Genomic DNA, 25,413 nt, shown 5'->3' on the forward strand with positions numbered 1-25,413 from the left:
AACTGATCCGTGCCGAGTCGGGGGAATATCGATCCACTGGTGTGTCGGTCCCCCGATGCGCCCGCGGGCTTCGGCGAGGGTTTCCCTGACGAAGGGGGTGGCACGGTGAAAGGTGCGGGAGACGAGGGGAGCCGGCCGGCGGCCGAGAGGGGATTCTGGCAGCTGGTCGTCGGGCAACTGGGCACGGCCCTGGTCGTGGTGGATCCCGCCGGACGGATCCTCGCGGTCAATCCGGCGGCCGAGCGGCTGCTCGGCCGCGCCGCCCCGGCGATGCGCGGGGAGGACGCACACGACCTGCTGCACCGGGATGCGGACGGCGGCAGGGTCCCCCGGGAGCGGTGCTCGCTGCTGCGGGCCGTGGCCGAGAGGGCCGAGGCACGCGGGGAGGGCCACATCTGTCTGCGCGGGGACGGTCGCCTGATCGCGATCTCCTGGTCCGCTTCTCCCCTGAGGGACGACGGCGCCTTCATGGGCATGGCCGTGCTGTTGACCGATGCCGCCGGCGACCGCAGCGCGCGTCGGGAGCGTGCTGCCTACACACGTGCCCTGGAGGACCTCACCGAGCGGCTGACGCTGGTCGCGGAGATCACCGACGTGCTCGGTCAGACTCTGGAGACCGATGAGGCCCTCGCCCGGCTGGGCCGCCTGCTGGTGCCCCGCCTCGCCGACTGGGCGGCGGTGGACCTCCGGGTCGGTTCCGGCCAGGTCCACCGAGTGGCGGTGACGGGCCCCGAGGGCCGGGACGCCGCCCAGGAGGACTGGCGCGAGCGCCTACCCGAAGCCGGGGAGGAGGCCGGCTCCCCTCTGGTCCAGGTGCTGAACGGCGGTGATCCCGTCCTGCAGCACGAGGCGGACGTGGCCGCACCGGCCTCCTCCGCCCTGGCCGCCGTCCACAGCGGCTTCCTGCGGGCCGCTCGTGCGACGTCCGCCGTCACGGTGCCGCTGGGCTCCGGGCGGCAGGTCACCGGCGCCCTGACGCTGCTGCGCACGGACCCGTCCCACCCCTTCGACGCGGACGACCTGACAGTGGTGAGTGACATCGGCCGGCGGGTCGGCCTGGTCATCGACAACGCCCGCCGCTTCGGCCGCCAGCGCGCCGTCGCCGAGGCCATGCAGCGCAACCTCCTCGCCCCACTGCCCCAGCCCGGCCGCCTGCGGCTGGCCGCCCGCTACCAGCCCGCTCCGGCCGGCTCCCAGGTCGGTGGCGACTGGTACGACGCGTTCGAGCGGAAGGACGGCACGCTCGCGCTGGTCATCGGCGACGTCGTGGGTCACGACCTGACCGCGGCGGCCGGAATGGCGCAACTGCACGGCATCCTGCGCTCGCTGGCCTGGGACCACAGCGGCCCGCCCGGCGCCGTCGTCGACCGCCTCGACGACGCCATGCCCGCCATCACCACCGTCCCCATGGCCACCCTCGTCCTCGCCCTGCTCGAAGGCGACCCGCACACCGGTCCGTGGACGCTGCGGTGGACCAGCGCGGGGCATCCGCCGCCCCTCCTGCTGACCCGGGACGGACAGGCGCAGTACCTCGAAGCGGGACAGGGACTCCTCCTCGGTGCCCCTCCGGGCACCGGCGGCAGCAGGCCGAGCGCCGCGCAGTCCCTTCCACCGGGTTCCACTCTCCTGCTCTACACCGACGGCCTGATCGAGGTCCCCGGCAGCGACCTGGACACCGGCCTCGCCCGTCTGCGCCACCACGCCCTCGCGCTCGCCCACGAACCGCTGGACACGCTGTGCGACCAGCTGCCCGCCCGCATGCCGCCCGGCAGCACCGACGACGTGGCCCTCCTGGCCCTGCGCCTGCCGTCGCCGTGACCGCCGTGGCGCGGGACGTGGTGCTCAGGTCTCGAGGACCAGGACGCGGAACGGGCCGAGCGGGGCCGTCCGAGGTGTGTCGCCTTCGATGTACCGCCATCCCCAGGACCGCAGCGCCTCGACGGTCCTGTGGTCGGAGCGCTTCACCAGCGTGACGGCGACGGCGGCACCGTGGTCGGTGAGCAGCCGTTTCTGCAGGCGCCGGGCGAGGTTCCAGGCACGGTCCTGGTTCTGTCGGCGTACCCGGGAGGGGACGTGGATCCCGGAGATCACGAAGAGGCGTCCGGACGCGGCAAGCCGGAGCAGCCGCCCCGGAAGGTATCCGTCGAAGCCCTCCCACCAGGGGCCGTCGCCGCGTACGGGGAAGCCGTAGGCGCATCCGGTCAGCTCGGTGGTCTCCGCGATCAGCAGCTCGAACCCCGGTCGCCGTGCGTCGGCCGCGAGCCGCCGCAGGAAGGCACCGCGGGCCTGGTTCCATGCCCAGGGGCCGCCGCCGGACGTCTCCGCGTACAGATCACCCAGTTCCTGCAGATGGTCCTCGATCTGACGCCGGGTCAGCGGACGGACGCGTTGCCCTTCCTTCGGCGAGGAGCCCCGTTCCGGCCTCGGGCCGGGCTTCCGCGTCGCGGGCGGGTGCGAACCGACGGGACGCCCGAGGAGTTCAGTGGTCGTCGGCGCAGCCGGCACGTTCACGGTCATGAGGCAAGCCCTGCTCGGGCACGGACGGATCCGGCCCGGCGTCGTCGGTCGCCGAGAGCGGCACCGGTGTCGGAGTCGGCGCGCGACGCCCTCGGTGTCTTCAACCGTACTCCCGCGGCCGTGCCCCCCTTCGGGACCGACGGTGGACGAGAACGCCGCGGCGGGTACGGCGGTTCCGTCCGCTTCCCGACAGCTGGGGACGCGCGGGAGTACGGTGGAGGTACCGAGGGCATGTCGCACACCGGCTTCCGCGCTGGTCTCGTCCTCGGCGAGACACTTCGCCGGAAGCCTCGCGCAGCGCAGGAGCTTCCGGAGACAGGTCAGCACGATGGCCCCGGCCTTCGATTCCTTCTCCGCCGCCCAAGCGTGGCCGGAGCCCGACCCGCGCAGGGCCGTACTGCAGCTCTTCACCACGGGCGCCACGAGCACGAACGGCACCACCGGCACCAGTGCGCCACCACGCGCCCGAGGGACGGCGGGCCCGCTGCTCCCAAGCTCTACTCGCGTTCGACCGACCGTCAGGTCGTGACGGCCATGGACATCCCCCTCACCATTGCCGCGCTCCTCGTGCTCATCGCCGGGGGAGCGTACGTGATCCACCGGCTCAACTCCGCACACAGCGAGAGGATCGCCTTGCGTTCCTACAGCCGCTTCCTGCCCGGCCCCCCAACCGCCGCCGACCGAGCCGCCGGCACCACCCCGCCGCCTGCACCGCACTCCACCCCCTCCGCCGGTCACGAGCGTCGCGACCATCGCGACGGCGGGCGGGGGCGCTTCCGGCCGCGCCGCCACCGGGAACGGACGACGCACAACCAGCGGAACACCGGGGGGCGTTGAGACCGAAATGGCCGACACAACAGAGGTCACGTCCATGCCCGCGGCGCCCCGCCGCGGCCGCAGCCACAGCACCGGTACCGGTACCGACACCGGCACCGGCACCGGCACCGGCACCAGCACCAGCACCAGCACCAGCACCAGCACCAGTCACGGCACAAGCGAAGATCCGCCGGCGTACGGGACCGCCGATGGCGATCTCTCCTTGGGCGACCTCGCGGAGGTCCGCATCATCGCCGCCAGCCCCGACATCGCCCAACGAGTGGCGCAGCTGCTGCGCCTGTACCTCCGCTGCGACGAGCCCCGAAGCTACCCCGCGGGCCCCGACGGGCAGGGCACCCTGCTCCATCTCACCGTCGACACCGGGCATGCCGGCGAAGAGACCTTTGCCCCGTCGCCTTGGCCGGCCACCAGCCACACCCACGCACGGCGCGCCCACACCGACGAGCCTGGCTGACGCCGGCCCAGCAGCACCGGCAGTCGCAGGACGGCCGCCCGAGGACAGGAACCGAGACCATGAACCGCCACACCGGCACGGGCCCACCGCCGAGGACCGGCGACCGCGCCCCCAGCCGCCCGGTACGCACGCCACCGCGCCCTGCCCGGCTCGCCCTGCGCCCGCCGACCTTCCCGCCCGGCCCCCTCTGCGGCGCCTGGTGGCCCCGCACCGATGACCTGATGGCCGAACTACCCGCGCTCACCGAGGCGTTCGACGCGACGCGAGGACGCGTGTCGCGCATGGCGTCCCACCGCGACACCTGGCCGACGGCGCCCTGCGACCTGCCCGTGCCCGGGCACACGGTGAAGGCCGCGTGGTTCGCTTCCGGCTTCGACCCGCACATGATCCGGCTCTTCTCGTACGGCGTCGGACGCTGGGACCTGCTCGTCGTCCCGCCCCGGACGGAGACAGCAACGGCCGCGCGGCTCATGGCCGCGGCGGCCGACCCCGCGCTCCACCTCACCGCGAGCGAGCTCCTGGCGGCCGAGCGACGCCTCCACGCCGACGACGAGGCCGTACGCGAGCAGGGGCAGATGGAGCAGTGGGAAGACGAGGGCGGAGCACCGAGACGCCCCTGGACCCCCCTCTCCGCTCCCGCGACTGTTACGGTCCGTGACCCCCTTCTCGCTTCCCGCCAGGTGCGCTGAAGGAACCGAGGGCGCGACGCACACCGGCGACGGACCGGCTTCGCTCCCGGCGCACCACGGCTCCGGGCGGTTCATCGCCGGGACAGGTTCCGCATCACGGCAGCCTTTTGCCGCCCGACTTCGACGCGGATGACCTGCACCACGTCGGCCCCACCAACGCCCGGCGCGGCGTCGACAGGGGCCAGATCGACCCCTCGGCCGCCATCCGTCGAAGGAAACACCATGACCACCACAGCGACACCCGCACCGCCGGCACCTCCCGTACCGTCCATCCGCCCTCTCCTCCGCCTGCGGCTCGCGCCCCACAGCGCGCTGCCGCGTCGCCTCGACGGGGTGTGGTGGCCACGTTCGTACGATCTCCTGGCGGAGCTTCCGCAGCTGCTCGCCGCACTGCCGCGCGCCTGGGGACACATCGCCGGCGTCACGGTGAACGGAGCGGCCTGGTCCGCGGCACCTGGCCGGATGCTCGTCGCCAACCAGGTCGTACGACTGCGGAAGGCGGTCGCAGCGCACGCCCCGGACACCGTCGTCCTGCTCGCCCCCGGCCATGGCCGCTGGGACCTGCTGGTCGTGCCGCCCGACACCACCGAGGAGGCGGCCGAACCGATCATGACCGCCGTGCTCGGCGACCACGCCTGACACCCCAGGAGTAGCGTGGACGCGAGGAGGCCCCGAACAGGCAGGTGAGCACGATGCCAGACCCCGATTCCCCGCCTCCGGCAGGTTTGCTGGCGGACGGTGCGCACGAATCCGTGCGTCCCGGAACGGCGCTTCTGCGGCTCACCACCACTCACGAACGCCAGAGCATCCTCGACGGCGCGTGGTGGCCCCGTTCAAGGAGTCTCGACTCCGAACTGCCCGGGCTGATCAGCGCACTGACCGAGCGTCTCGGGCCGATCACACGGATCGGCCTGGACTCCGCGGCCTGGGACGAACTACCGACGCGGATGACCGTCGACGACCGTGTGGTGCATATCGACGTCTTCTCCGTGGGCGACGACACCGCGCTCGTGACCCGAGGGGACCAGGACCACTTCTCCCTGCTCGTGGTCCCACCCGACACGCCCCCCGAGGCGGCGCGAGCCGCGATGACCGAAGCGGTCCGATCCGGCAACCCCAAGCAGGCCCAGCAGATCCTGATCGACACCAGCCTTTGACGTCAGCTCAGATGCAGCAACATCAGGCACACGTCCGGACCAACGCCGTACAACGCTGTGGCGATGGCCGCGTCCCAGGGCATGACGGTGTGCGGGCGCAGCGCGCACACCGCCTTCGCGACAGCAAGGAGCGCCTTCCTCGCCGACGGAGAGCAGCCCACCGGGGCCTGGCCCGACGTACGACTGTCGTCGCGAGCAACTGGGCGCCGTGGACACCGAGCCGCCGGACCCCGGCATGGCGCGAGCGGATCGAGGTTCGGCGCGTGATCCGCATCTGGCCGGCCCACGCGACCACCCCAGGGTACAGCTATCTGTGCTGGTCAGAGCCATGGAGCCCGCGCAAGCGCCGTCGCTTCCCAAGCTGAGAGCGCGAGTTCGATGCTCGCCACCCGCTCCAGGTTGAAGCCCCCAGGTCACGGGCCTGGGGTTTGTTTGTCGTCTAGTCCAGTTTGGGTGCGGGCATGCTCACCGCATGCCCTACGTGCAGATGAAATTGCCGCCAGGCGGCCTCGAGCGTGGATTCCGGCCCCTGACGTGGCTTCATGATGGCGGCAGCTGGGTGTTGAGTCTGTCGGCAGGCACGCGTTCGATGCGGGTCCAGCCCCTCCAGCCCCGCTCCTCCAGGATCGCCAACAGCCGCGCGGCGTGCGGTGACGACTCGACCATGGTTGAGTCCAGCAGGTCGACGAACTGGTCGTCGATGCCGTCGTCGGCACCCACCTCGCCGGCCTCCACAGCGCGAATCATCAGGCGCTCCATGATGTCGGCGACCTCGACGATCCGCGGGTCCTCGGCCGGCCAGTCGAGTGCCCCGCTGAGAAGGCTGTAGAGCTTCACCATGTCGGGGTCGTCCAGCTCCTCGTGCTTCTTGGCGATCACGGAATCGATCGAATGCGGCACCTGGGCAGCGATCATGATCCAGGCATCCCGCTCCATCTCGATGTACCGCTCCTCAACGCCGAGACCGCGCACCCGGTCGAGGTAGTCCACGACGCTCTGAGGGAGCGCCAGGTGCTCTCCGGCGGCGAGCCTGGCGAGTCGGCTGCGAGTGTCCTGCAGCCGCCGGATCTCGGCGCGCAGGGCCTTGTCGATCTCGTGGACGCCGCCGGCGAACTCCTCCGGGCCGGCGTCGAGGAGTTCCTGCACCCGGGCCAGCGGCACGCCGGCGTCTGCGAGGGTGCGGATCCGGATCAGTCGCACGACCGCGGCAGCGTCGTAGGTCCGGTATCCGGACCGGTCCCGCTCGGGCTCCGGCAGCAACCCGATTCGGTGGTAGTGACGTACCGCCCGCACCGTCACCCCGGCGTACGCCGCGATCTGGCTGATGGTGAGCATGGGTCTCAGACTGCCTCAGGCGATCTTCCGACGATAGGCGGCCATCGCGAAGACGTACGCCACGACGAGGATGCCGACGCACCAGGCGAGAGCGGTCCAGATGTCGTCGCCGACCGGCCGCCCTGTGAAAAGGGCACGGATCGTATTGACGATCGACGTCACCGGCTGGTTCTCGGCGAACCAGCGCACCGGGCCGGGCATCGTCTCTGTGGGCACGAACGCCGAGCTGACGAACGGCAGGAAGATGAGCGGGTAGGCGAACGCGCCCGCTCCCTCGACCGACGACGCGGAGAGCCCTGGGATGACGGCGAGCCAGGTCAGCGCCAGGGTGAACAGGAGCAGGATGCCGGCGACCGCGAGCCATGCCGACACTCCTGCCCCTGAGCGGAAGCCCATGAGCAGAGCGACGCCCACGACGAGCACGAGCGCGATCAGGTTGGCGACCAGCGAGGTGACGACATGCGCCCACAGCACACCTGAGCGCGCGATCGGCATGGACTGGAATCGCTCGAAGATCCCGCTCTTCACGTCGGTGAACAGCCGGTATGCCGTGTAGGAGATGCCCGATGCGATGGTCATGAGAAGGATGCCGGGCAGCATGTAGTTCACGTACGAAACCGGCCCGGTGTCAATGGCGCCGCCGAACACGTAGACGAACATCAGCATCATGGCGACCGGCGTGATGACGGTCGTGATGATGGTGTCCATGCTGCGTGTGACATGGCGCAGGGTCCGCCCCGTGAGTGCGGCAGTGTCGCTGAAGAAGTACGAGGTCATCCTTGTCCCCCGGTTGTCGTGCCGGTGGCGTCGCTCTTTCCGGCGCCGCCGATGACCGCGAGGAAGATCTCCTCCAGGCTCGGCTGCTTCTCGACGTACTCGACCTTGGCGGGCGGGAAGAGCTGCTTGAGCTCGGCAAGGGTTCCGTTCACGATGATCCGACCCTGGTGGAGGATCGCAATCCGGTCGGCGAGCTGCTCAGCCTCGTCCAGGTACTGCGTGGTGAGCAGCACCGTCGTGCCGTACTCGGCGAGCTCCTTGACGGCGTGCCACACCTCGATGCGCGCCTCGGGGTCGAGTCCGGTCGTCGGCTCGTCCAGGAAGATCACGGACGGATTTCCGATGAGGCTCATCGCGATGTCCAGCCGACGGCGCATACCGCCCGAATACGTGGACACCTTCCGCGGGCCGGCGTCGGTCAGCGAGAAACGCCTCAGCAGGTCATCCGCGATCGCGCCCGGGTCCTTGAGGTGGCGCAGCCTGGCGACGAGCACGAGGTTCTCCCACCCGCTGAGGATCTCGTCGACGGCCGCGAACTGCCCGGTGAGGCTGATGGACTCCCGCACATTCGTCGGTTGCGTGGCGACGTCGAAGCCATGGACGCTGGCTGTCCCCGCGTCGGACTTCAGGAGCGTGGCGAGGATTCTCACGGTCGTGGTCTTGCCCGCCCCGTTGGAGCCGAGCAGGGCGAAGACAGTGCCCCGCGCGACGTCGAAGTCCACGCCGCGCAGTACTTCGAGCTTCCCGTACGACTTCTCCAGACCCTGCACGCGAATCGCCGGATGGGCGATGGATCGGGCCGTCATGGTCATCTGCCTCCTTCGAGGAGCTGCTCCAGGCGACTGCGCGGAAGCTCCTGCCGGAAGGATGGAGGGTTGACCCAGCGTCAAGGTCAAGCCCGCTCCGACCGCGGCATCCGGATCGCCGGCGCTGATGCGGGGTCGTCCCGCACGTAAGTCCCGCCCTCGGCCGGCTCATACGTGCCTCGGTACTGGGTGGCGGGCCGGGAGGCCGCATACTCGGTGATCGTTGCGGTGCCGTCAGGGCGGTGGCTGCTGCGTCGATGGGTGGTCAGACAAGGAAGGGCATGGCGGACATGAGTGGTGGCGACCGGCCGATAATGCCGGAGTCGGTGGACAGTCCGGCTCTGCGGACACAGCCGACAGGCAAGGCGGCGCGGTGGCTGCTGCGTCACCAGGTGCAGCCGGTCGGGCCGGCGGCCGGTGAGAGTCACGCCGAGCAGCACGCCTGGTGGAAGGTGATGTGCCTGACCGGGGTCGACTACTTCTCCAGTCTGGCCTACGTGCCGGCGATCGCCGCTCTGGCCGCCGGGGCCGTCTCCCCTCTGGCGACGCTGCTGATCGTGGCGTTGACGTTGCTGGGGATGCTGCCCATGTACCGCAAGGTCGCGAAGGAGAGCCCCAACGGCGCGGGATCGGTCGCCATGCTGGAGGACCTGCTGCCGTTCTGGTGGGGCAAGCTGTTCGTGCTGGTCCTGCTCGGCTTCGTGGCCACCTCGTGGATCATCACCATCACCTTGTCCACGGCGGACGCTTCCGTACACGTGATGGAGAACCCCTTCTTCCCCTCCGTGCTCCATGGCCACGAGGTCGCCCTGACCGTGGGGCTGCTGCTGGTGCTGGGAGGTGTCTTCCTGCTCGGGTTCAGTGAGGCGGTCAGTGTCGCCATCCCGCTGGTCGCCGTCTTCCTCGCGCTCAACGCGGTGGTCATCGGTGTGGGCATGGTCCATGTGTTCACGACGGACGGCGCGCTGACGGCCTGGACCGACGCGCTGCTCGAGGGCGGAGGCGGCTTCGGTGACCTCGCCGGTCCGGCACTGCTGGCCTTCCCGCTGCTGGTGCTGGGTCTGTCCGGCTTCGAGACGGGAGTGAGCATGATGCCGCTCGTGGCGGCCGACGGTGCCGACGCCGAGCAGCGGCTGCGCTCGCGGATCCGCAACGCCCGGCGTCTTCTGACGACGGCCGCTGTGATCATGAGCGTTTATCTGCTGGCCGCCAGCTTCGTGACCACCGTTCTCATTCCGGAGAAGGAGTTCGAGCCCGGCGGTGCGGCCAACGGCCGGGCACTGGCCTGGCTGGCGCACGAGCATGTCAGCGAGGCATTCGGCACCGCCTACGACATCAGCACCATCCTCATCCTGTGGTTCGCCGGTGCGTCCGCCATGGCGGGGTTGATCAACATCGTTCCCCGCTATCTGCCCGACTACGGCATGGCCCCCGAGTGGGGACGCGCGGTGCGTCCGGTCGTCATCGTCTACACGGCTCTGTGCATCCTGATCACCATCGCCTTCGACGCCGACGTCGACGCCCAGGCCGGTGCCTACGCGACGGGGATCCTGGCGATGATGGTCTCCGGCGCCTTCGCCGTGACCGTCTTCGTCGCGCGCAACCGCCGACGCACGACTACCGTCGGTTTCGCCCTGCTCACCGCGGTCCTGTTCTACGCGCTGGTGGCCAACATCGTCGACAAGCCCGACGGCATCGCCATCTCCGGCTTCTTCATCCTGGGCATCATCGTCGTGTCGCTGATCTCCCGCGTCTCGCGCACCACCGAACTGCGCGCCGACCGCATCCTCTTCGACGAGGCCGCCCGCCGGTTCATCGCCGACACCCTCGCCCACGACGAGTCCATCAACATCATCGCCAACCGCCGTCAGGCCGGCGACTTCGCCGAGTACAGCGCCAAGGAACGCGAACAGCGCGGCACCAACCCGGTACCGGGCCCGGCTGACGTGATCTTCCTGGAGATCGACGTGGTCGACCCGTCCGACTTCAGCGAAACCCTCACCGTCCACGGCGTCGAAGTCGACGGCTACCGCATCCTGCGCGCCGAGGCGCCGGCCGCCCCCAACGCCATCGCCGCCATCCTGCTCGCCCTGCGCGACGCCACCGGCGTGCGGCCGCACTGCTACTTCGCCTGGGCCGAGGGCAGCCCCCTGGTCCACATGATCCGTTATTTCCTCCTCGGCCGCGGTGACACCGCCCCGGTCACCCGCGAGATCATCCGCAGCAACGAACCCGACCCCGACCGCCGCCCCGGTATCCACGTCGGCGGCTGAGCCCGTCACCTCCGCCTGGGAAACGCGGCGGGCCGTCGACCGGAAGTGGGCGGACTGGGATCCCGGTGTGCGTCTGGTCCGGCTGTCGAGTGAGCGGCGCAGTCTGGGGCGTCCGATCGCCGCGTACGTCCGTGGGGTGGCCGCCGCCGGGCCGGGCACGCGCGTCACCGTTCTGATCGCGGAGACCGAGCCGGAGCGGCTGCGGCTGCGGCTGCGGCAGCGGCAGCGGCTGCGGCAGCGGCAGCGGCAGCGGCAGCGGCTGCCCGAGCCGGCGGCGTCAGAGTTCCGTCAAGGGCGTGGGCCCCGCCGTATGAGAGCCGTCAAGGGCGGACCCGAACCGGCCGAAGAGGCGTTTTCCTCGAATCGTCCGTTTCACCGAACCTCACTCCAGGAGTTCGCGATGGCCGATCTGGCCTTCGTCGTCGCCGTGTTCGCTGCGTTCGCGCTGGTGGCTCTCGTCGCCAAGGGGGTGACGAAGCTGTGACCACCGAGAACGTCGTCGGCCTGGTGGTGGCCGTCTCCCTGCTGGGCTATCTCGTCCTCGCCCTGATCTTCCCGGAGAGGTTCTGAGCCCGATGGGTCCCGTCCTCGCCGGCGTGCTCCAGCTGCTCGCGCTCACAGCCGCGTTGGCTCTCGCCTACATCCCCCTGGGCACCTACATGGCCAGGGTCTACTCGTCCGACAAGCACTGGCGGGTCGAGAAGTGGGTCTACAAGGCCATCGGTGCCGACCCCGACGCCGAGATGACCTGGTCCGCGTACCTGCGCGGCGTCCTCGCCTTCTCGGCCGTCGGCGTCCTCTTCCTCTATCTGCTGATGCGGCTCCAGGGCGTTCTGCCCGGCTCGCTGGGGTTCTCCTCGGTCGATCCGGCGCAGTCGTTCAACACGGCCGTGTCGTTCGTGACCAACACCGACTGGCAGTCGTACTACGGCGAGCAGACCATGGGGCACGTCGTGCAGACCGCCGGTCTCGCCGTGCAGAACTTCGTCTCCGCGGCCGTCGGCATGGCCGTCGCGGTCGCTCTCGTACGCGGGTTCGCGCGGTCCCGTACCGGTGAGCTCGGCAACTTCTGGGCCGACCTGGTGCGCGGCACCCTGCGGATTCTGCTGCCGGCGGCGGCGATCGCCGCGATCGTGCTGGTGGCCTGCGGTGTCATCCAGAACTTCTCCGGCATCCACGAGGTCGGCCAGTTCATGGGCGGATCCCAGCAGTGGAACGGCGGCGCGGTCGCCTCGCAGGAGGCCATCAAGGAGATCGGCACCAACGGCGGCGGCTACTTCAACGCCAACTCCGCGCATCCCTTCGAGAACCCGACGCCCTTCACCAACCTGTTCGAGATCTTCCTGATCCTGGTGATCCCGTTCGCGCTGACCCGCACCTTCGGGGTCATGGTCGGCTCGGTCAGGCAGGGATACGCGATCCTCGCCACGATGTTCACGATCTGGCTGGGCTTCGTGGCCCTGATGATGTGGACCGAGTTCGCCCACCACGGCCCGGCGCTCCAAGCCGCGGGCGGGGCCTACGAGGGCAAGGAGGTCCGCTTCGGTGTCGGGGCGTCCTCGATCTTCGCGGTGTCGACCACGCTCACCTCGACCGGAGCGGTGGACTCCTTCCACTCCTCGTTCACCGGTCTGGGCGGCGGCATCACCATGCTCGGCATGATGCTGGGCGAGATAGCGCCCGGCGGGGTCGGCTCCGGCCTCTACGGCATGCTGATCATGGCGGTCATCGCGGTGTTCATCGCCGGCCTGATGGTCGGCCGGACTCCGGAATACCTGGGGAAGAAGATCGGCACCCGCGAGATCAAGCTGGCCGCCTGCTACATCCTCATCACCCCGGCACTGGTGCTCGTCTTCACCGCCGTCTCCATGGCCCTGCCGACCCCGCCGCACTCGATGCTGAATTCCGGCGCGCACGGCTTCTCCGAGGTGCTCTACGCCTTCACGTCCGCGTCGAACAACAACGGCTCGGCCTTCGCCGGACTGAACGCCAACACCGACTGGTTCAACACCATGACCGGACTCGCGATGCTGCTGGGCCGCTTCCTGCCGATGGTGTTCGTCCTGGCGCTGGCCGGCTCGCTCGCCGGGCAGAAGCCGGTGCCCGTGACCGCGGGCACCCTGCGCACCGAGAAGCCGCTGTTCACCGGACTGCTGGTGGGCGCGATCCTCATCATCACCGGTCTCACGTACTTCCCCGCCCTCGCACTGGGCCCGCTCGCCGAGGGGCTGGCGTGATGACCACCCGTACAGAGAAGTCAGAGGACTCCATGTCCACAGCCACTCCCACCCGGGCGCCGCACAGCGACGCTCCCACCGGGCCCGAGCCCGCCGCGGGCCGTGCAGGTGCGGGCCTCTTCGACCCGAGGCAACTGGTCAGGTCCCTGCCGGACGCCTTCCGCAAGCTCGACCCGCGGGTGATGGTCAAGTCGCCCGTGATGTTCGTGGTGTGGATCGGCTCGGTCCTGACGACCGTCTTCTCCTTCCAGGACCCGGGCGACTGGTTCGGCTGGACGATCAGCGTCTGGCTGTGGCTGACCGTGGTCTTCGCCAACCTGGCCGAGGCGGTCGCCGAGGGCCGCGGCAAGGCGCAGGCCGACACCCTGCGGCAGGCCAAGACCGACACGATCGCCCGCCGACTGCTCACCGACGGCTCGGAAGAGCGGATCCCCGGTACCGAGCTGACCATCGGCGACGTCGTGGTGTGCGAGGCCGGGGACGTCATCCCCGGTGACGGCGACGTCGTCGAGGGCGTCGCGTCGGTCGACGAGTCGGCGATCACCGGTGAATCGGCCCCGGTCATCCGTGAGTCGGGCGGCGACCGCTCGGCCGTCACCGGCGGTACGAAGGTGCTGTCCGACCGGATCGTCATCAAGATCACGACGAGGCCGGGCGAGACCTTCATCGACCGGATGATCAGCCTCGTCGAGGGCGCGGCACGGCAGAAGACGCCCAACGAGATCGCGCTGAACATCCTCCTCGCCTCGCTGACCATCGTCTTCCTCCTCGCGTGCGCCACGCTCCCGCCGTTCGCGGACTACGCCGGTACGCACCTGACGATGGTGGTGCTGATCGCGCTGCTGGTCTGCCTGATACCGACCACCATCGGCGCGCTGCTGTCCGCGATCGGTATCGCCGGCATGGACCGCCTGGTGCAGCGCAACGTGCTGGCCATGTCGGGCCGGGCGGTCGAGGCCGCCGGTGACGTCTCCACGCTGCTGCTCGACAAGACCGGCACCATCACCCTCGGCAACCGGCAGGCCGCCGAGTTCGTGCCGGTGTGCGGGGCGACGGAAGCGGAGGTCGCGGATGCGGCCCAGCTGTCGTCGCTGGCCGACGAGACACCCGAGGGCCGCTCGGTCGTCGTCCTGGCGAAAGAGAAGTACGGGCTGCGCGAGCGCCACCAGGGCGAGCTGGCACCAGCCGAATGGATCGAGTTCACCGCTCAGACCCGCATGTCGGGTGTCGACGTCGACGGCCGCAAGATCCGCAAGGGCGCCACGGCCTCGGTCATCGCCTGGGTCGAGGAGCAGGGCGGCACGGTCGCGAAGGACGCGGACGAGATCGCCGACCGCATCTCCGAGGCGGGCGGGACCCCGCTGCTGGTCGCCGTGGACGACGAGCGGGGCGCCCGCGTCCTGGGCGTCATCCATCTCAAGGACGTGGTCAAGGACGGCATGCGGGAGCGCTTCGAGGAACTGCGCCGCATGGGCATCAAGACCATCATGATCACCGGCGACAACCCGCTGACCGCGAAGGCGATCGCCGAGGAGGCCGGTGTCGACGACTTCCTCGCCGAGGCCACCCCCGAGGACAAGATGGCCCTCATCAGGCGCGAGCAGGCGGGCGGCAAGCTCGTCGCGATGACCGGCGACGGCACCAACGACGCCCCGGCCCTCGCCCAGGCCGACGTCGGCGTGGCGATGAACACGGGCACGTCGGCCGCGAAGGAGGCCGGCAACATGGTCGACCTCGACTCGAATCCGACCAAGCTCATCGAGATCGTCGAGATCGGCAAACAACTCCTCATCACCCGGGGCGCGTTGACGACGTTCTCCATCGCCAACGACGTCGCCAAGTACTTCGCGATCATCCCGGCACTGTTCGCCGCGGTCTACCCGGGCCTGGACAAGCTCAACATCATGGGCCTGTCCTCGCCGGACTCCGCGATCCTGTCGGCCGTCGTCTTCAACGCGCTGATCATCATCGCGCTGGTGCCGCTGTCCCTGAAGGGCGTGCGGTACCGGCCGGTCAGCGCGGACCGCATGCTGCGGCGGAACCTCACGATCTACGGACTGGGCGGGCTGATCGCCCCGTTCATCGGCATCAAGCTCATCGACCTGCTCATCTCTCTGATCCCCGGGCTGTAATTCCTCGAAAGCGTGGTGAAGGACCATGAACAACTCCGTTGTGAACACCGCCCGGTTGCTCGGAGCGGGCCTGCGCGCCCTCCTCGTGCTGACCCTGGTCACCGGCGTCATCTATCCGCTGGTCGTCACCGGCATCGCCCAAGGGCTGTTCCCCGGCAAGGCGAACGGCTCCGAGGCCGAGGCGGGCGGCAAGGTCGTCGGCTCGTCCCTCATCGGGCAGCAGGGCTACAGCCTGGAGTATTTCCAGCCGCGCCCGGCGAACGGGCTCGGCGAGAACTCGGTCAACACGCAGTACAAGCTGCTTCTGTCGGGCGCCACCAACCTGGCCGCCGACAACAAGGAGCTCGTCAAGCAGGTCGAGGACGCCAAGGCCACGGTGGTCAAGGACAACTCCGTGCCCGGCTACACCGTCAAGCCGGAGGACGTCCCCGCGGACGCGGTCACCTCCTCCGCTTCCGGCCTCGACCCGGACATCTCCCCGGCCTACGCCGACCTCCAGGTCCACCGCGTCGCCGAGCGCAACGGCCTCACCGTCGCCCAGGTGCAGACGATCGTCGACGACCACACCGAGGGCCGCACCCTCGGCTTCATCGGCGAGCCCCGGGTCAACGTGCTCGAACTCAACATCGCGCTCAAGGACCTCGTGGCCAAAGGCTGACGAGCTGAAGGAGCGGGCATGGGCTACCGCTTCGAGGGATGACATGGCACGCGGCAAGCTCCGGATCTCCCTCGGCGCCGCACCCGGTGTGGACCAGGGCCGCGGGGGCGGCATACGCCGACGTGGTGTCGGAGCATGCCGCCCCCGAGCGGGACGAACTGCCGGAGAGGCAGTGCGCGCGGTCACTTCGGGTCGCGGTTGAACACCGCCTTCGACCAGCGGTAGCCGAGCGCCGCCAGGCCCACGCACCAGACGATGGTGATCCACCAGTTGTTGCCGATCTCGGTGCCGAGCAACAGTCCGCGCAAGGTCTCGATGGCGGGCGTGAACGGCTGGTACTGGGCGATCGGCTGGAACCAGCCCGGCATCGCGTCGACCGGGACGAAGGCGCTGGAGATGAGCGGCAGGAAGACCAGCGGCAGCGCGTTGTTGCTGGCTGCCTCGGCGCTGGGGCTGACCATGCCCATCCCGACCGCGATCCAGGTGAACGCCAGGGCGAACAGCGCGAGCAGCCCGAATGCCGCGATCCACTCCAGGGCCGTGGCATCCGTGGACCGGAAGCCGATGGCGACGCCGACGGCGCCGACAAGAGTCACGCTGATGACCGACTGCACCACGCTGCTGATGACGTGTCCGATGAGCACGGAACCGCGGTGGATCGCCATCGTGCGGAAACGGGCGATGATGCCCTCGGTCATGTCCATGGAGACGGACACCGCGGTGCCGACCAGGGTGCCGCCGATGGTCATCAGCAGGATGCCCGGGACGAGATAGGCGATGTACTCCGAGCGGTCGGCGCCGCCACCGCCGATGCCCGCGCTCATCACGTCGCCGAAGACGTAGACGAACAACAGCAGCAGGACGATCGGCGTGAGCAGCAGGTTCAGGGTGAGGGACGGGTAGCGTCGCGCGTGCAGGAGGTTGCGGCGCAGCATCGTGGAAGAGTCGCGCAGGGCGAGGGAGAGCCGGGCCGGGCGGGCAGTAGCCAGGGGGGTGCTCATCGGACGGCCTCCTTGGGCTGGTCGGTGCCGCCGGTCAGGGCGAAGAACACGTCGTCGAGGTCGGGGGTGTGCATGGTCAGCTCGTCGGCCTCGACGCCGGCGGAGTCCAGCCGGTCGAGGATGGAACGCAGCTCGCGCTGGCTGCCGTCGCTGGGGATCTGCAGCGCCAGCGCCTCGTCGTCCCGGGTGACCTCACGCAGGGCGGAGACGGCTCTCCGGTAGGCGGACGGGTCGGTGAAGCGCAGACGGACGTGCCCTCCGGGGATCAGCCGTTTCAGCTCGTCGGCGGTGCCCTCGGCGGCGATCCTGCCGTCGTTCAGCACCGCGATGCGGTCGGCGAGCTCGTCGGCCTCTTCCAGGTACTGGGTGGTGAGGAAGACGGTGACGCCGTCGGAGACGAGTGCGCGGATGATCTGCCACATGTTGTGGCGGGAGCGCGGGTCGAGGCCGGTGGTCGGCTCGTCCAGGAAGATGATCCGCGGCCGGCCGACCAGGGTCATGGCGATGTCCAGGCGGCGCTTCATCCCGCCGGAGTAGGTGGAGGCGGGCTTCTTCGCGGCCTCGGTGAGGTCGAACCGCTCCAGCAGCTCGGCGGCGACCTGCCGCCCCTCGCTCTTGGACAGGTGGTGCAGGTCCGCCATGAGGAGCATGTTCTCCTCGCCGGTGATCAGACCGTCGACGGCGGAGAACTGCCCGGTGACACCGATCGCGGCGCGCACCCCGTCCGGGGAGGTCGCGACGTCGTGGCCCGCGACCTGAGCCTGGCCGCCGTCGGCGGTGATGAGCGTGGACAGGATCTTCACGGCGGTGGTCTTGCCGGCGCCGTTGGGCCCGAGCAGGGCGTACACGGACCCGGCAGGGATGTGCAGATCGATGCCGTCCAGGACGGTCTTGTCGCCGTAGGACTTGCGCAGACCGACGGTGGAGACGGCGGCCGGCGACTGCGGACCGTCACCCCGTCTGGACGTGGACATGACAGAAGAAGGCATGGGGCCCTCCGATCGAAGGCTGAATGGTGAGGGGGGGGAGGGGCCGGCTGACGATGTGGTGCTCAGGCCCGGGCGCGGCGGACGTCGATGTTGCCGTACTTGGTGCGGGCGCGGACCTTGACCGTGTCCTCGGTCTGCTCCGGGCTCTCGGACGCGGTCAGCGTGTTGCGCACCTGGCCGGAGCCCGAGCTGACGTCGAGCCAGGCGGCCGTGCCCTCGCGGACGCCGACCTCGATGGCGCCGTAATTGGTCTCCAACTGGACGGTGCCGCGGGCCACTTCACCCACCCGCAGGGTGCCGTGGGCGGTGGTGGCGGTGACCGAGTCCTCGGCGCGCCGGATCTCGATGTCGCCGTTGGCGCCGCTCACCCGCAGCTCGCCGAGCGCGGCGTCGACGGTCGTGGTGCCGTGCGAGTTCTTCAGGACGGCGGGGCCGTCGACGCGGCCGACGCGCAGACTGCCGGAGCTGGTGGTGATCTCGGCCCTGCCCTCGACCCGGTCCACGGTGATCGAGCCGTGCGACGCGGTCAGCTGAAGTGGACCCGTCGTGTCGAGACGGACGTCGCCGGACGAGGTCTTCACACTGACCTCGCCGAGCCGGCCCTCGCCGAGCACCTGGGCCCAGGCGCCGGTCATGTCGATGCGCGAGCCCGCGGGCAGTTCGACCGTCACGTCGACCGTGCCGGTGCGGCCGAGCCCGAGCAGATTGCCCTTGGGCGTCCTGATCGTCAGCACGCCGCCCGCGTAGGTGACCTCGGTCTGCTCGGCCGCCCGTACGTCCAGGTCCTTCTTCGGGTCGCGAGGCCGCACATCGACGACCGTGTCGCGGCGGTCCCCCGCGGTGAGCTGGAGGGAACCGGCCTCCACGCGCGCCGTGACCGAGATCGTGTCGGGAGTGTCGAAAGAAGGCATGGCTGTCCCGTCCTCTTGAGTCCTTGAGCCGTCCCCGCTGGTGGGACGTGGTGTGGGTGAAGTGGTGCCGATGTGGGGGCGCGGCTAGCGCACCCAGCCTGTGAAGCTCTGTCCGACCGTCTGGGTCTTCTCCGGCGTACGCGGCCGGGTGCCGCCGTCGACCGCGGCCGACACGGCGCGCACCAGCCACGCGTTGACCGACAGGCCCTCGCGGCTCGCGGCCTCCTCGGCGCGGGCCTTGAGGTGGGCCGGCAGGCGCAGGTTCACGCGGGCTGTGCCGCCCTCGTCGCCGTCGGCCGGAGCCGAGGCCCTGAGAGGTTCGACGGGCGCGGCCGGCTCCGCGGGGGCGCCGCCGTCGGTGGGCGGCGGTGTCACCACGAAGTCGGGGTCGAGCCCGCGCAGCCGTACGTCGACCGAGCCGGGGGCCAGATCGCGGGTGATCTCGTCCATCGCGGCGGAGAGCACATTGAGCATGGTCAGGCGGGTCGCCGACTCCAGGGGCGCGATGAGCCTCTCGGCCAGCTCTCGGGCTTCGTCGCCGCCGGCTTCGGCGGCCACCGCGAGTTCGCGGCGGAGCTTGTCGACATACGGGGTGAGGTCCATGACGCCATCATGGCACCGCAGTGGCGCCACATGCAAGGCCGAGTGACACTTCACGTGGGGCGGGATGGATGGCAATCACCCTGAGCTGCGAGAACGAGGGCCTGGCGCCGCCCAGAGTCAGCGTGGCGCCAGGCGCACTCACGCACTTCCGGGAGCACGGAATGGCACCAAAGCGCGCCACCCGGCGCCGCTGTGGCCGCTGTGACCGCTGCGGCGCATGGGGGATGGCCCGACATCAACAGGAGTTCAGGCGCGCGGAGGCGCTGGCCCACACCACGGCCCCCTCCGCGCCTGCGGCGCGCTTCGAAGCAGCTGCGAGTTTCCGGCCTGCATGCCGCGACCGACTTCCACTCCGTGGCGCTATATAGGCTCGATGTGACACCACTTATGTGCCATAGTGGCGTCACCGGCAGGAACTTGTCGGCCGCACAGGGCCGAGGGGTGCGCGTTTTCGCGGAGTGAGCCATCAGAAGGGGCGGATCATGGAGACAGCACAGAGCCAGGAGCAGGCGGCGCCCGCCGCCTTCACCGCCTTCACCCGCTTCGTGCTCTGCGGCGGTGGGGTGGGGATCACCTCCAGCTTCGCCGTGGCGGTTCTCGCCTCCTGGATCCCCTGGGCTTTGGCCAACGCCCTGATCACCGTGGTCTCCACGCTCCTCGCCACCGAGCTGCACGCCCGCTTCACCTTCGGCGCGGGCAGGCGCGCGACCTGGCGCCAGCATGCCCAATCGGCCGGGTCCGCGGCGGCCGCATACGCGGTGACCTGCGCGGCGATGCTTGTCCTGCAGCAGATGGTGGCGGCGCCCGGTGCGGTGCTGGAACAGGTGGTCTACCTGTCCGCCTCCGCACTCGCCGGTGTCGCACGGTTCACGGTGCTGCGCCTCGTCGTCTTCACGCGGAACCGCGCGCAGTCCGCGCCCACCGTTCGCACCGCCCGTCCCGTGCAAGCGGCCGTGGCCCGCACCACGGCCCCGGCAGGCCCCGCGGTGCTCAGCTACGCCGCCTGACTGGTCCACCGGGCGATAATCCACGCTTTCCTGAATCCACGCTTCTGTGTACTGTCGGGGCCATGCTGAGCATCGCCTCCGACATCGACGCCCTGGCGCGCTTCGGCCGTGCGCTGGCCGATCCGATCCGCTGCCGCATCCTGCTCGCCCTCCGCGAGGCGCCGGCCCACCCGGCCGACCTGGCCGACAGGCTGGAGATCTCCCGCACAAGGCTGTCGAACCACCTCGCCTGCCTGCGCGACTGCGGCATCGTCGTCGCCGTCCCGGAAGGCCGGCGCATGCGCTACGAACTGGCCGATGCCCGCCTCGGCCACGCCTTGGACGACCTGCGCGACGCCGTCCTCGCCGTCGAGGCCGAGCGCACGTGCGTGGAGGCCGACGAAAAGGGCTGCTGCTGATGGAGACCCCGATTCCCCTCAGCGCCACGCCGAGCAGGCGCACCCAACTGGCCCGCCGCATACGTCTGCTCGTCGCCGCCACGATCACCTACAACGTCATCGAGGCGATCGTCGCACTCACCGCCGGCACCATGGCCTCGTCCACCGCCTTGATCGGCTTCGGCCTGGACTCGGTGATCGAGGTCTCCTCAGCGGCGGCCGTGGCCTGGCAGTTCTCAGCCTCCGACCACGCCGTACGCGAGGCACGCGAGAAGACGGCCCTGCGCATCATCGCGCTCTCGTTCTTCGCCCTGGCCGCGTACGTCGCCGTCGACTCCGTCCGCGCGCTGGCAGGCCCGGGTGAGGCCGAACACTCCACTCCGGGCATCATTCTGGCCGCCCTGTCCCTGGCGATCATGCCGTTCCTGTCCGCCGCCCAGCGCCGCGCCGGACGCGAGCTCGGCTCCGCCTCCGCGGTCGCCGACTCCAAGCAGACCCTCCTTTGCACCTACCTCTCGGCCGTCCTCCTCGTCGGTCTGCTCGCCAACTCCCTGTTCGGTTGGAGCTGGGCCGACCCGATCGCGGCCCTGGTGATCGCCGCCGTAGCGGTCAAGGAAGGACGTGAGGCATGGCGCGGCGACAACTGCTGCGCAGTGCCCATGGGAACGATGACGACAGACGAGGCGACGAGCCAGGACGGCTGCGGCTGCGCTCCAGGCTGTGCCTGCTGCGCCCCTGCCGAGGAGGCAGCCGCCCGATGACCGGCTGGGCCTGGTCGGCACTGGCGCTGTACGGCTACGCGGGAAGGCGCTGAGCCGGACGGTCCGGGCCCGGTGCTATGCGCGTGGCGTGTGGTGCAGGATCTCGTCGGCCAGGTGGTCGTCCAGCGCCTTGGGCAAGGTGTGGCCCATGCCTTCGATCATGACCAGGTGGGCGCCGGGAATGGCGGCGGCGGTTGCTTCGGCGTGGGCGGGCGGGAACATCGGGTCCTCGGTGCCGTGCACCACCAGGGTCGGTGCGGTGACCGACGCCAGGTCGGCCGTGGAACCCGAGCCGGCGGCCCCGGCGAGCGTGTGGTTGAGTCCGGCCCGCAGATCGCGCGCCCGCTCGTACACCCGCCGTTCCATCGCGCGGTACTCGGCCTCGTGGAACGGCAGCGCCGGTCCGTGCAGGACGCGCCACAGCGGCAGCCGGGCAGCGAGGTATTCCTCCATGTCCGCGTCCGGCTCGGGGAAGGTCGAGGCGAGCACGGCCAGCAACTCGGGTGTGGGAGGGGGCAGTTCGCCGGGAGGCGGAGACCCGCCTTCCAGAGCGCGCCGCACCGCCGCCACCGTGTCGGTGCCGAGAGGCTGGGACGACAGGCTCGTCAGGGTCAGCACCCGGTGCGCGTGGGTGACGGCCAGCCGCTGGGCGATGAGGCCGCCCAGGGACGCACCCACCAGGTGAGCCTGTCCGGCCCCGAACGCGTCCAGCACGGCGAGTGCGTCGGAGGCCATGTCGGCGACGGTGTAGGGGCGGGCGGTGAAGTCGACGGTGGAGGAGCGTCCGGTGTCGCGGTGGTCGTAGCGGATGACCCGGTGGCCCCCCTCGACCAGACGGCGGACGATGCCGTCGTTCCACTGGACGGCCTGCGCCTGCGCGCCCATCACCAAGAGCACCGCGGGGTGGCCCGGGTCGCCGAAGTCCTCTGCCCACAGTTCGAGGCCGTCCGCGTGGACGATCAGCTCGCGGCCGGTCAGGTACTCGTTCCTGAGTGTATTTTCCTGCATGGCCATTCAAGATAATGGTTGGGCGCAGGTTCCGCACGGGTTTTCCCGCAGGTGTGAAGTGGACGCCGCGTCACCCCGCCGGGCACCCTGATCCCCATGGCCGGAGTCAAGGGGCAGGTGCAGAAGCGGGGCGTGGAGCGTCGCCGCGCCATGGTGGACGCCGCGATCGAGCTGTTCGCACGCCAGGGGGTGCGTGGCACCGGAGTGGCCGCGATCGCCGAGCGCGCCGGGGCCACCCCCTCCGCTCTCATCCACCACTTCGGCAGCAAGGACGCACTCGTACAAGCCGTCCTGGAGGAGGCCGACCGGCGCGCCCTGGCACGGCTTTCCATCACGCCGGACGCCGAACCCGGCCTTGACCAGGCGTTCGACTGGTTCATACGGGACGCCGAACACACCGCCGCCACCGAGCGCGAGCTGGCCGCCCTGCACACCACCCTCACCGCGGAGAACCTGGAGCCCGGTTCCGCGCTCCACATCTGGTTCCGGGACCGTGGCCGGGCACTGCGCGCCCATCTGGTCTCCCTGTTCCGGCGCGCCGCGGCCGACGGGTCGGCCCGTACCGACCTGGACCCGGCAGTCCTGGCCGCCGAGACGGCCGCGTTCCTCGAGGGGGCCCACCTGTTGTGGCTGCTGGACCCCGAGCAGGTGGATCTGACCGCCGTGCACCGCAGCTACTTCGAGGGGCTGGCGTGCCGGCTGCGGCCGTGATCGGCGAGGTTTCGGTCAGCGGTCCCGGTCAGTGGTTTCGGTCAGTGGTTTCGGTCAGCGGTCCCGGTCAGTGGTTCCGGTCAGCGGTCCCGGTCAGTGGTTCCGGTCAGTGGTTCCGGTCAGTAGTTTCGATCGGCGGTTGTCGTCGCCGGTCACGCGCGACTTCGGCAGCCTTGGGTGCGCGCCGGCGCGCTCGGGAACCATGGCCACGGCGCGAACTGCGCACCGGGCACTCATGCTTGGCCGGCCGGAGTGATCTCGTCGATCAGGCCGCGGATGCGCCTCTCGATCTCGTCGCGGATCGGGCGAACCGCTGCGACACCCCGCCCGGCCGGGTCGGGGAGCTCCCAGTCGAGGTAGCGCTTCCCGGGGAAGACGGGGCAGGTGTCCCCGCAGCCCATCGTGATGACGACGTCGGACGCCCGGACCGCTTCCGCCGTGAGCACCTTGGGCACCTCGGCGGCGATGTCGATACCCGCCTCCGCCATGGCCTCGACGACGGCCGGGTTGACGGTGTCGGCGGGGGCGGAGCCCGCGGAGCGGACCTGGACGCGGTCGCCCGCGAGATGGGTGAGGAAGGCGGCGGCCATCTGTGAGCGTCCGGCGTTGTGGACGCAGACGAACAGGACGGACGGGGTGGCGGTGTCAGGCATGGGCTGCGTCTTCCTGGGGTGCGGGGACGGCGGCTGGGGTGGGGAAGTGGCGGCGCGCGTACAGGGCGACGTACACCAGGCCGATCAGTGCGGGCACCTCGATGAGGGGGCCCACGACGCCGGCAAGCGCCTGGCCGGAGGTGGCCCCGAAGGTGGCGATGGCGACGGCGATGGCCAACTCGAAGTTGTTGCCCGCAGCGGTGAAGGCCAGCGTCGTGGCGCGCGAGTGGTCCAGACCGACCGCACGGCCCACGGCCATGGACCCGGCCCACATGACGGCGAAGTAGACCAGCAGCGGCAGAGCGATGCGGGCGACGTCCAGCGGCTGTGAGGTGATCGCTTCTCCTTGCAGGGCGAAGAGGACGACGATCGTGAAGAGCAGGCCGTAGAGGGCGAAGGGGCCGATGCGCGGGATGAGTTCGGCTTCGTACCAGGTGCGGCCCTTGGTCCTCTCGCCGATGCGGCGGGTGAGGTAACCGGCCGCGAGCGGGATGCCGAGGAAGATGAGCACGCTGCGGGCGATCTCCCACACCGACACGTCCAGGTCGGTGCGCTCCAGGCCCAGCCAGCCCGGCAGGGCGGAGAGGTAGAACCAGCCCAGTGCCGAGAAGGCGATCACCTGGAAGACGGAGTTCAGGGCGACCAGGACGGCAGCGGCTTCACGGTGTCCGCAGGCCAGGTCGTTCCAGATGACGACCATGGCGATGCAGCGGGCCAGGCCGACGATGATGAGGCCTGTGCGGTAGGCGGGCAGGTCCGGCAGGAACAGCCAGGCCAGCGCGAACATCAGCGCCGGGCCGACGACCCAGTTCAGCAACAGGGACGGCAGCAGCAGACGGCGGTCCCGGGTGACGGTGTCGAGGCGGTCATAGCGCACCTTGGCCAGGACCGGGTACATCATCACGAGCAGGCCCAGGGCGATCGGCAGGGACACGCCCGCGACCGTCACCTCGGCCAGCACGTCACCCAGGCCGGGGACCAGGCGGCCCAGGCCGAGCCCCGAGGCCATGGCCGCGAGGATCCAGACAGCCAGGTAGCGATCGAGGAAGGACAAGCGTCCCGCGACGTTCCCCTCAGCGGCCGCAGTGCTCACGAGGCGGCCCCGGCAGGCGCCGTGGGGTCGGGCAGCGGGTCTCCTGACGGGCGGGTCAGGATCGCGGCAAGCCGGTCGGTCATCTCGGGGACCAGCCAGTAGTAGACCCAGGTGCCTCGCCGCTCGCAGTCGATCAAACCGGCCTGCCGAAGCAGCTTCAGGTGATGGGAGATCGTCGGCTGGGACAGGTCGAAGGCCGGGGTCAGGTCGCACACGCAGACCTCGCCACCCGCCCGGGAGGCGATCATCGACAGCAGCCGCAGCCGCACCGGATCGCCCAGCGCCTTGAACACCTTGGCCAGCTCCACGGCCTGGTCCTCGCCCAAGGGGGTCGTGAGCAGCGCCGGGCAGCATTCGCCGGCCGCATCACCCTGACCCAGCACGACCAACTCTTGATTCGACATTCCTCTATGTTGACATCTTTCGA

General features: G+C 70.2%; 28 protein-coding genes. 16 read left to right on the top strand and 12 right to left on the bottom strand.

The features are described 5' to 3' along the window. The first annotated feature begins 105 nt into the window (after positions 1–105). Positions 106–1,818 carry a SpoIIE family protein phosphatase gene (locus tag ACFY5B_RS00805; RefSeq protein WP_389962567.1) on the top strand — a complete coding sequence of 571 codons (1,713 nt, stop codon included), beginning with the start codon at positions 106–108 and terminating at the stop codon, positions 1,816–1,818. 24 nt (positions 1,819–1,842) lie between these two features. On the opposite strand, the gene ACFY5B_RS00810 is transcribed toward ACFY5B_RS00805, so the two are convergent. Then, positions 1,843–2,517: a hypothetical protein gene (locus ACFY5B_RS00810; protein ID WP_389962570.1), complete on the bottom strand. Its 675-nt coding sequence runs from the start codon at positions 2,515–2,517 to the stop codon at positions 1,843–1,845. 534 nt (positions 2,518–3,051) lie between these two features. On the opposite strand from ACFY5B_RS00810, the gene ACFY5B_RS00815 reads away from it, so the two are divergent. From ACFY5B_RS00815 to ACFY5B_RS00835, 5 genes are all read left to right on the top strand, one after another. Then, positions 3,052–3,354 (top strand): hypothetical protein, encoded by a 303-nt coding sequence (locus tag ACFY5B_RS00815; RefSeq protein ID WP_389963652.1) that lies wholly within the window; start codon positions 3,052–3,054, stop codon positions 3,352–3,354. A 7-nt stretch (positions 3,355–3,361) separates the two neighbouring features. After that, complete coding sequence (locus ACFY5B_RS00820) at positions 3,362–3,808, top strand: hypothetical protein (protein WP_389962573.1); 447 nt, start codon at positions 3,362–3,364, stop codon at positions 3,806–3,808. A 59-nt stretch (positions 3,809–3,867) separates the two neighbouring features. Continuing rightward, positions 3,868–4,497: a DUF5994 family protein gene (locus ACFY5B_RS00825; RefSeq protein ID WP_389962576.1), complete on the top strand. Its 630-nt coding sequence runs from the start codon at positions 3,868–3,870 to the stop codon at positions 4,495–4,497. Between the two features lie 222 nt (positions 4,498–4,719). Next, positions 4,720–5,136, top strand: a complete 417-nt coding sequence (locus ACFY5B_RS00830; RefSeq protein WP_389962579.1) for a DUF5994 family protein — start codon at positions 4,720–4,722, stop codon at positions 5,134–5,136. 53 nt (positions 5,137–5,189) lie between these two features. Continuing rightward, positions 5,190–5,654 carry a DUF5994 family protein gene (locus ACFY5B_RS00835; RefSeq protein ID WP_389962582.1) on the top strand — a complete coding sequence of 155 codons (465 nt, stop codon included), beginning with the start codon at positions 5,190–5,192 and terminating at the stop codon, positions 5,652–5,654. A 540-nt stretch (positions 5,655–6,194) separates the two neighbouring features. Here ACFY5B_RS00835 and ACFY5B_RS00840 read toward each other — a convergent pair. From ACFY5B_RS00840 to ACFY5B_RS00850, 3 genes are read right to left on the bottom strand one after another with little or no spacing between them, the layout of a single operon-like run. Beyond that, the gene (locus ACFY5B_RS00840; protein ID WP_389962585.1) at positions 6,195–6,989 is read right to left on the bottom strand and encodes a MerR family transcriptional regulator; all 795 of its coding nucleotides are present in this window, start codon (positions 6,987–6,989) and stop codon (positions 6,195–6,197) included. 15 nt (positions 6,990–7,004) lie between these two features. Beyond that, positions 7,005–7,766, bottom strand: coding sequence for an ABC transporter permease (locus ACFY5B_RS00845; RefSeq protein WP_389962588.1), 762 nt, complete (start codon positions 7,764–7,766; stop codon positions 7,005–7,007). Continuing rightward, a complete protein-coding gene (locus tag ACFY5B_RS00850) occupies positions 7,763–8,572 on the bottom strand; it encodes an ABC transporter ATP-binding protein (RefSeq protein ID WP_389962591.1) in 810 nt (269 codons plus the stop codon). The genes ACFY5B_RS00845 and ACFY5B_RS00850 overlap by 4 nt, the downstream gene beginning before the upstream one ends. A gap of 314 nt (positions 8,573–8,886) precedes the next feature. Here ACFY5B_RS00850 and ACFY5B_RS00855 point away from each other — a divergent pair, with 314 nt between their 5' ends. From ACFY5B_RS00855 to ACFY5B_RS00880, 6 genes are all read left to right on the top strand, one after another. Then, a complete protein-coding gene (locus tag ACFY5B_RS00855) occupies positions 8,887–10,845 on the top strand; it encodes an amino acid transporter (RefSeq protein WP_389963655.1) in 1,959 nt (652 codons plus the stop codon). Between the two features lie 67 nt (positions 10,846–10,912). Beyond that, positions 10,913–11,329 (top strand): hypothetical protein, encoded by a 417-nt coding sequence (locus ACFY5B_RS00860; protein ID WP_389962594.1) that lies wholly within the window; start codon positions 10,913–10,915, stop codon positions 11,327–11,329. Continuing rightward, a complete protein-coding gene (gene kdpF, locus ACFY5B_RS00865; RefSeq protein ID WP_033314594.1) occupies positions 11,326–11,415 on the top strand; it encodes a K(+)-transporting ATPase subunit F in 90 nt (29 codons plus the stop codon). The genes ACFY5B_RS00860 and kdpF overlap by 4 nt, the downstream gene beginning before the upstream one ends. 5 nt (positions 11,416–11,420) lie before the next feature. Next, the gene (gene kdpA / locus ACFY5B_RS00870; protein ID WP_389962598.1) at positions 11,421–13,082 is read left to right on the top strand and encodes a potassium-transporting ATPase subunit KdpA; all 1,662 of its coding nucleotides are present in this window, start codon (positions 11,421–11,423) and stop codon (positions 13,080–13,082) included. 32 nt (positions 13,083–13,114) lie between these two features. Next, entirely contained in the window at positions 13,115–15,214 is a 2,100-nt protein-coding gene (kdpB, locus tag ACFY5B_RS00875; protein ID WP_389962601.1) for a potassium-transporting ATPase subunit KdpB, read from the top strand. 25 nt (positions 15,215–15,239) lie between these two features. Beyond that, a complete protein-coding gene (locus tag ACFY5B_RS00880; protein WP_389962604.1) occupies positions 15,240–15,872 on the top strand; it encodes a potassium-transporting ATPase subunit C in 633 nt (210 codons plus the stop codon). Positions 15,873–16,054: 182 nt separating this feature from the next. Here the strand turns inward: ACFY5B_RS00880 and ACFY5B_RS00885 are convergent, their stop codons facing one another. The 4 genes from ACFY5B_RS00885 to ACFY5B_RS00900 form a co-directional block, all read right to left on the bottom strand. Further along, positions 16,055–16,873: an ABC transporter permease gene (locus tag ACFY5B_RS00885; RefSeq protein WP_389962607.1), complete on the bottom strand. Its 819-nt coding sequence runs from the start codon at positions 16,871–16,873 to the stop codon at positions 16,055–16,057. Further along, a complete protein-coding gene (locus ACFY5B_RS00890; protein WP_389962610.1) occupies positions 16,870–17,847 on the bottom strand; it encodes an ATP-binding cassette domain-containing protein in 978 nt (325 codons plus the stop codon). The genes ACFY5B_RS00885 and ACFY5B_RS00890 overlap by 4 nt, the downstream gene beginning before the upstream one ends. Before the next feature lie 77 nt (positions 17,848–17,924). Then, on the bottom strand, positions 17,925–18,773 hold the full coding sequence (locus ACFY5B_RS00895; RefSeq protein WP_389962613.1) for a DUF4097 domain-containing protein: 849 nt from the start codon (positions 18,771–18,773) through the stop codon (positions 17,925–17,927). Positions 18,774–18,857: 84 nt separating this feature from the next. After that, positions 18,858–19,376 (bottom strand): hypothetical protein, encoded by a 519-nt coding sequence (locus ACFY5B_RS00900; protein WP_389962616.1) that lies wholly within the window; start codon positions 19,374–19,376, stop codon positions 18,858–18,860. 482 nt (positions 19,377–19,858) lie between these two features. On the opposite strand from ACFY5B_RS00900, the gene ACFY5B_RS00905 reads away from it, so the two are divergent. The 3 genes from ACFY5B_RS00905 (at position 19,859) to ACFY5B_RS00915 (ending at position 21,521) form a co-directional block, all read left to right on the top strand. Beyond that, positions 19,859–20,383, top strand: coding sequence for a GtrA family protein (locus tag ACFY5B_RS00905; RefSeq protein ID WP_389962619.1), 525 nt, complete (start codon positions 19,859–19,861; stop codon positions 20,381–20,383). 62 nt (positions 20,384–20,445) lie between these two features. Then, positions 20,446–20,781 carry an ArsR/SmtB family transcription factor gene (locus tag ACFY5B_RS00910; RefSeq protein WP_389962622.1) on the top strand — a complete coding sequence of 112 codons (336 nt, stop codon included), beginning with the start codon at positions 20,446–20,448 and terminating at the stop codon, positions 20,779–20,781. Continuing rightward, the gene (locus ACFY5B_RS00915; protein WP_389962625.1) at positions 20,781–21,521 is read left to right on the top strand and encodes a cation transporter; all 741 of its coding nucleotides are present in this window, start codon (positions 20,781–20,783) and stop codon (positions 21,519–21,521) included. Before ACFY5B_RS00910 ends, ACFY5B_RS00915 begins: the two co-directional genes overlap by 1 nt. A gap of 75 nt (positions 21,522–21,596) precedes the next feature. Here ACFY5B_RS00915 and ACFY5B_RS00920 read toward each other — a convergent pair whose 3' ends face one another. Next, complete coding sequence (locus tag ACFY5B_RS00920; RefSeq protein WP_389962628.1) at positions 21,597–22,529, bottom strand: alpha/beta fold hydrolase; 933 nt, start codon at positions 22,527–22,529, stop codon at positions 21,597–21,599. Between the two features lie 96 nt (positions 22,530–22,625). On the opposite strand from ACFY5B_RS00920, the gene ACFY5B_RS00925 reads away from it, so the two are divergent. Further along, positions 22,626–23,240 carry a TetR/AcrR family transcriptional regulator gene (locus ACFY5B_RS00925; protein WP_389962631.1) on the top strand — a complete coding sequence of 205 codons (615 nt, stop codon included), beginning with the start codon at positions 22,626–22,628 and terminating at the stop codon, positions 23,238–23,240. Positions 23,241–23,473: 233 nt separating this feature from the next. Here ACFY5B_RS00925 and ACFY5B_RS00930 read toward each other — a convergent pair whose 3' ends face one another. From ACFY5B_RS00930 to ACFY5B_RS00940, 3 genes are read right to left on the bottom strand one after another with little or no spacing between them, the layout of a single operon-like run. After that, positions 23,474–23,893: an arsenate reductase ArsC gene (locus tag ACFY5B_RS00930; RefSeq protein WP_389962633.1), complete on the bottom strand. Its 420-nt coding sequence runs from the start codon at positions 23,891–23,893 to the stop codon at positions 23,474–23,476. Then, a complete protein-coding gene (gene arsB / locus ACFY5B_RS00935; protein WP_389962636.1) occupies positions 23,886–24,986 on the bottom strand; it encodes an ACR3 family arsenite efflux transporter in 1,101 nt (366 codons plus the stop codon). Before arsB ends, ACFY5B_RS00930 begins: the two co-directional genes overlap by 8 nt. Beyond that, the gene (locus ACFY5B_RS00940; protein ID WP_389962639.1) at positions 24,983–25,390 is read right to left on the bottom strand and encodes an ArsR/SmtB family transcription factor; all 408 of its coding nucleotides are present in this window, start codon (positions 25,388–25,390) and stop codon (positions 24,983–24,985) included. Before ACFY5B_RS00940 ends, arsB begins: the two co-directional genes overlap by 4 nt. Between the last annotated feature and the right edge of the window lie 23 nt (positions 25,391–25,413).

It is taken from the genome of Streptomyces sp. NPDC013187 (assembly GCF_042899705.1).
GTDB classification, from domain to species: Bacteria; Actinomycetota; Actinomycetes; order Streptomycetales; family Streptomycetaceae; genus Streptomyces; species Streptomyces hawaiiensis_A.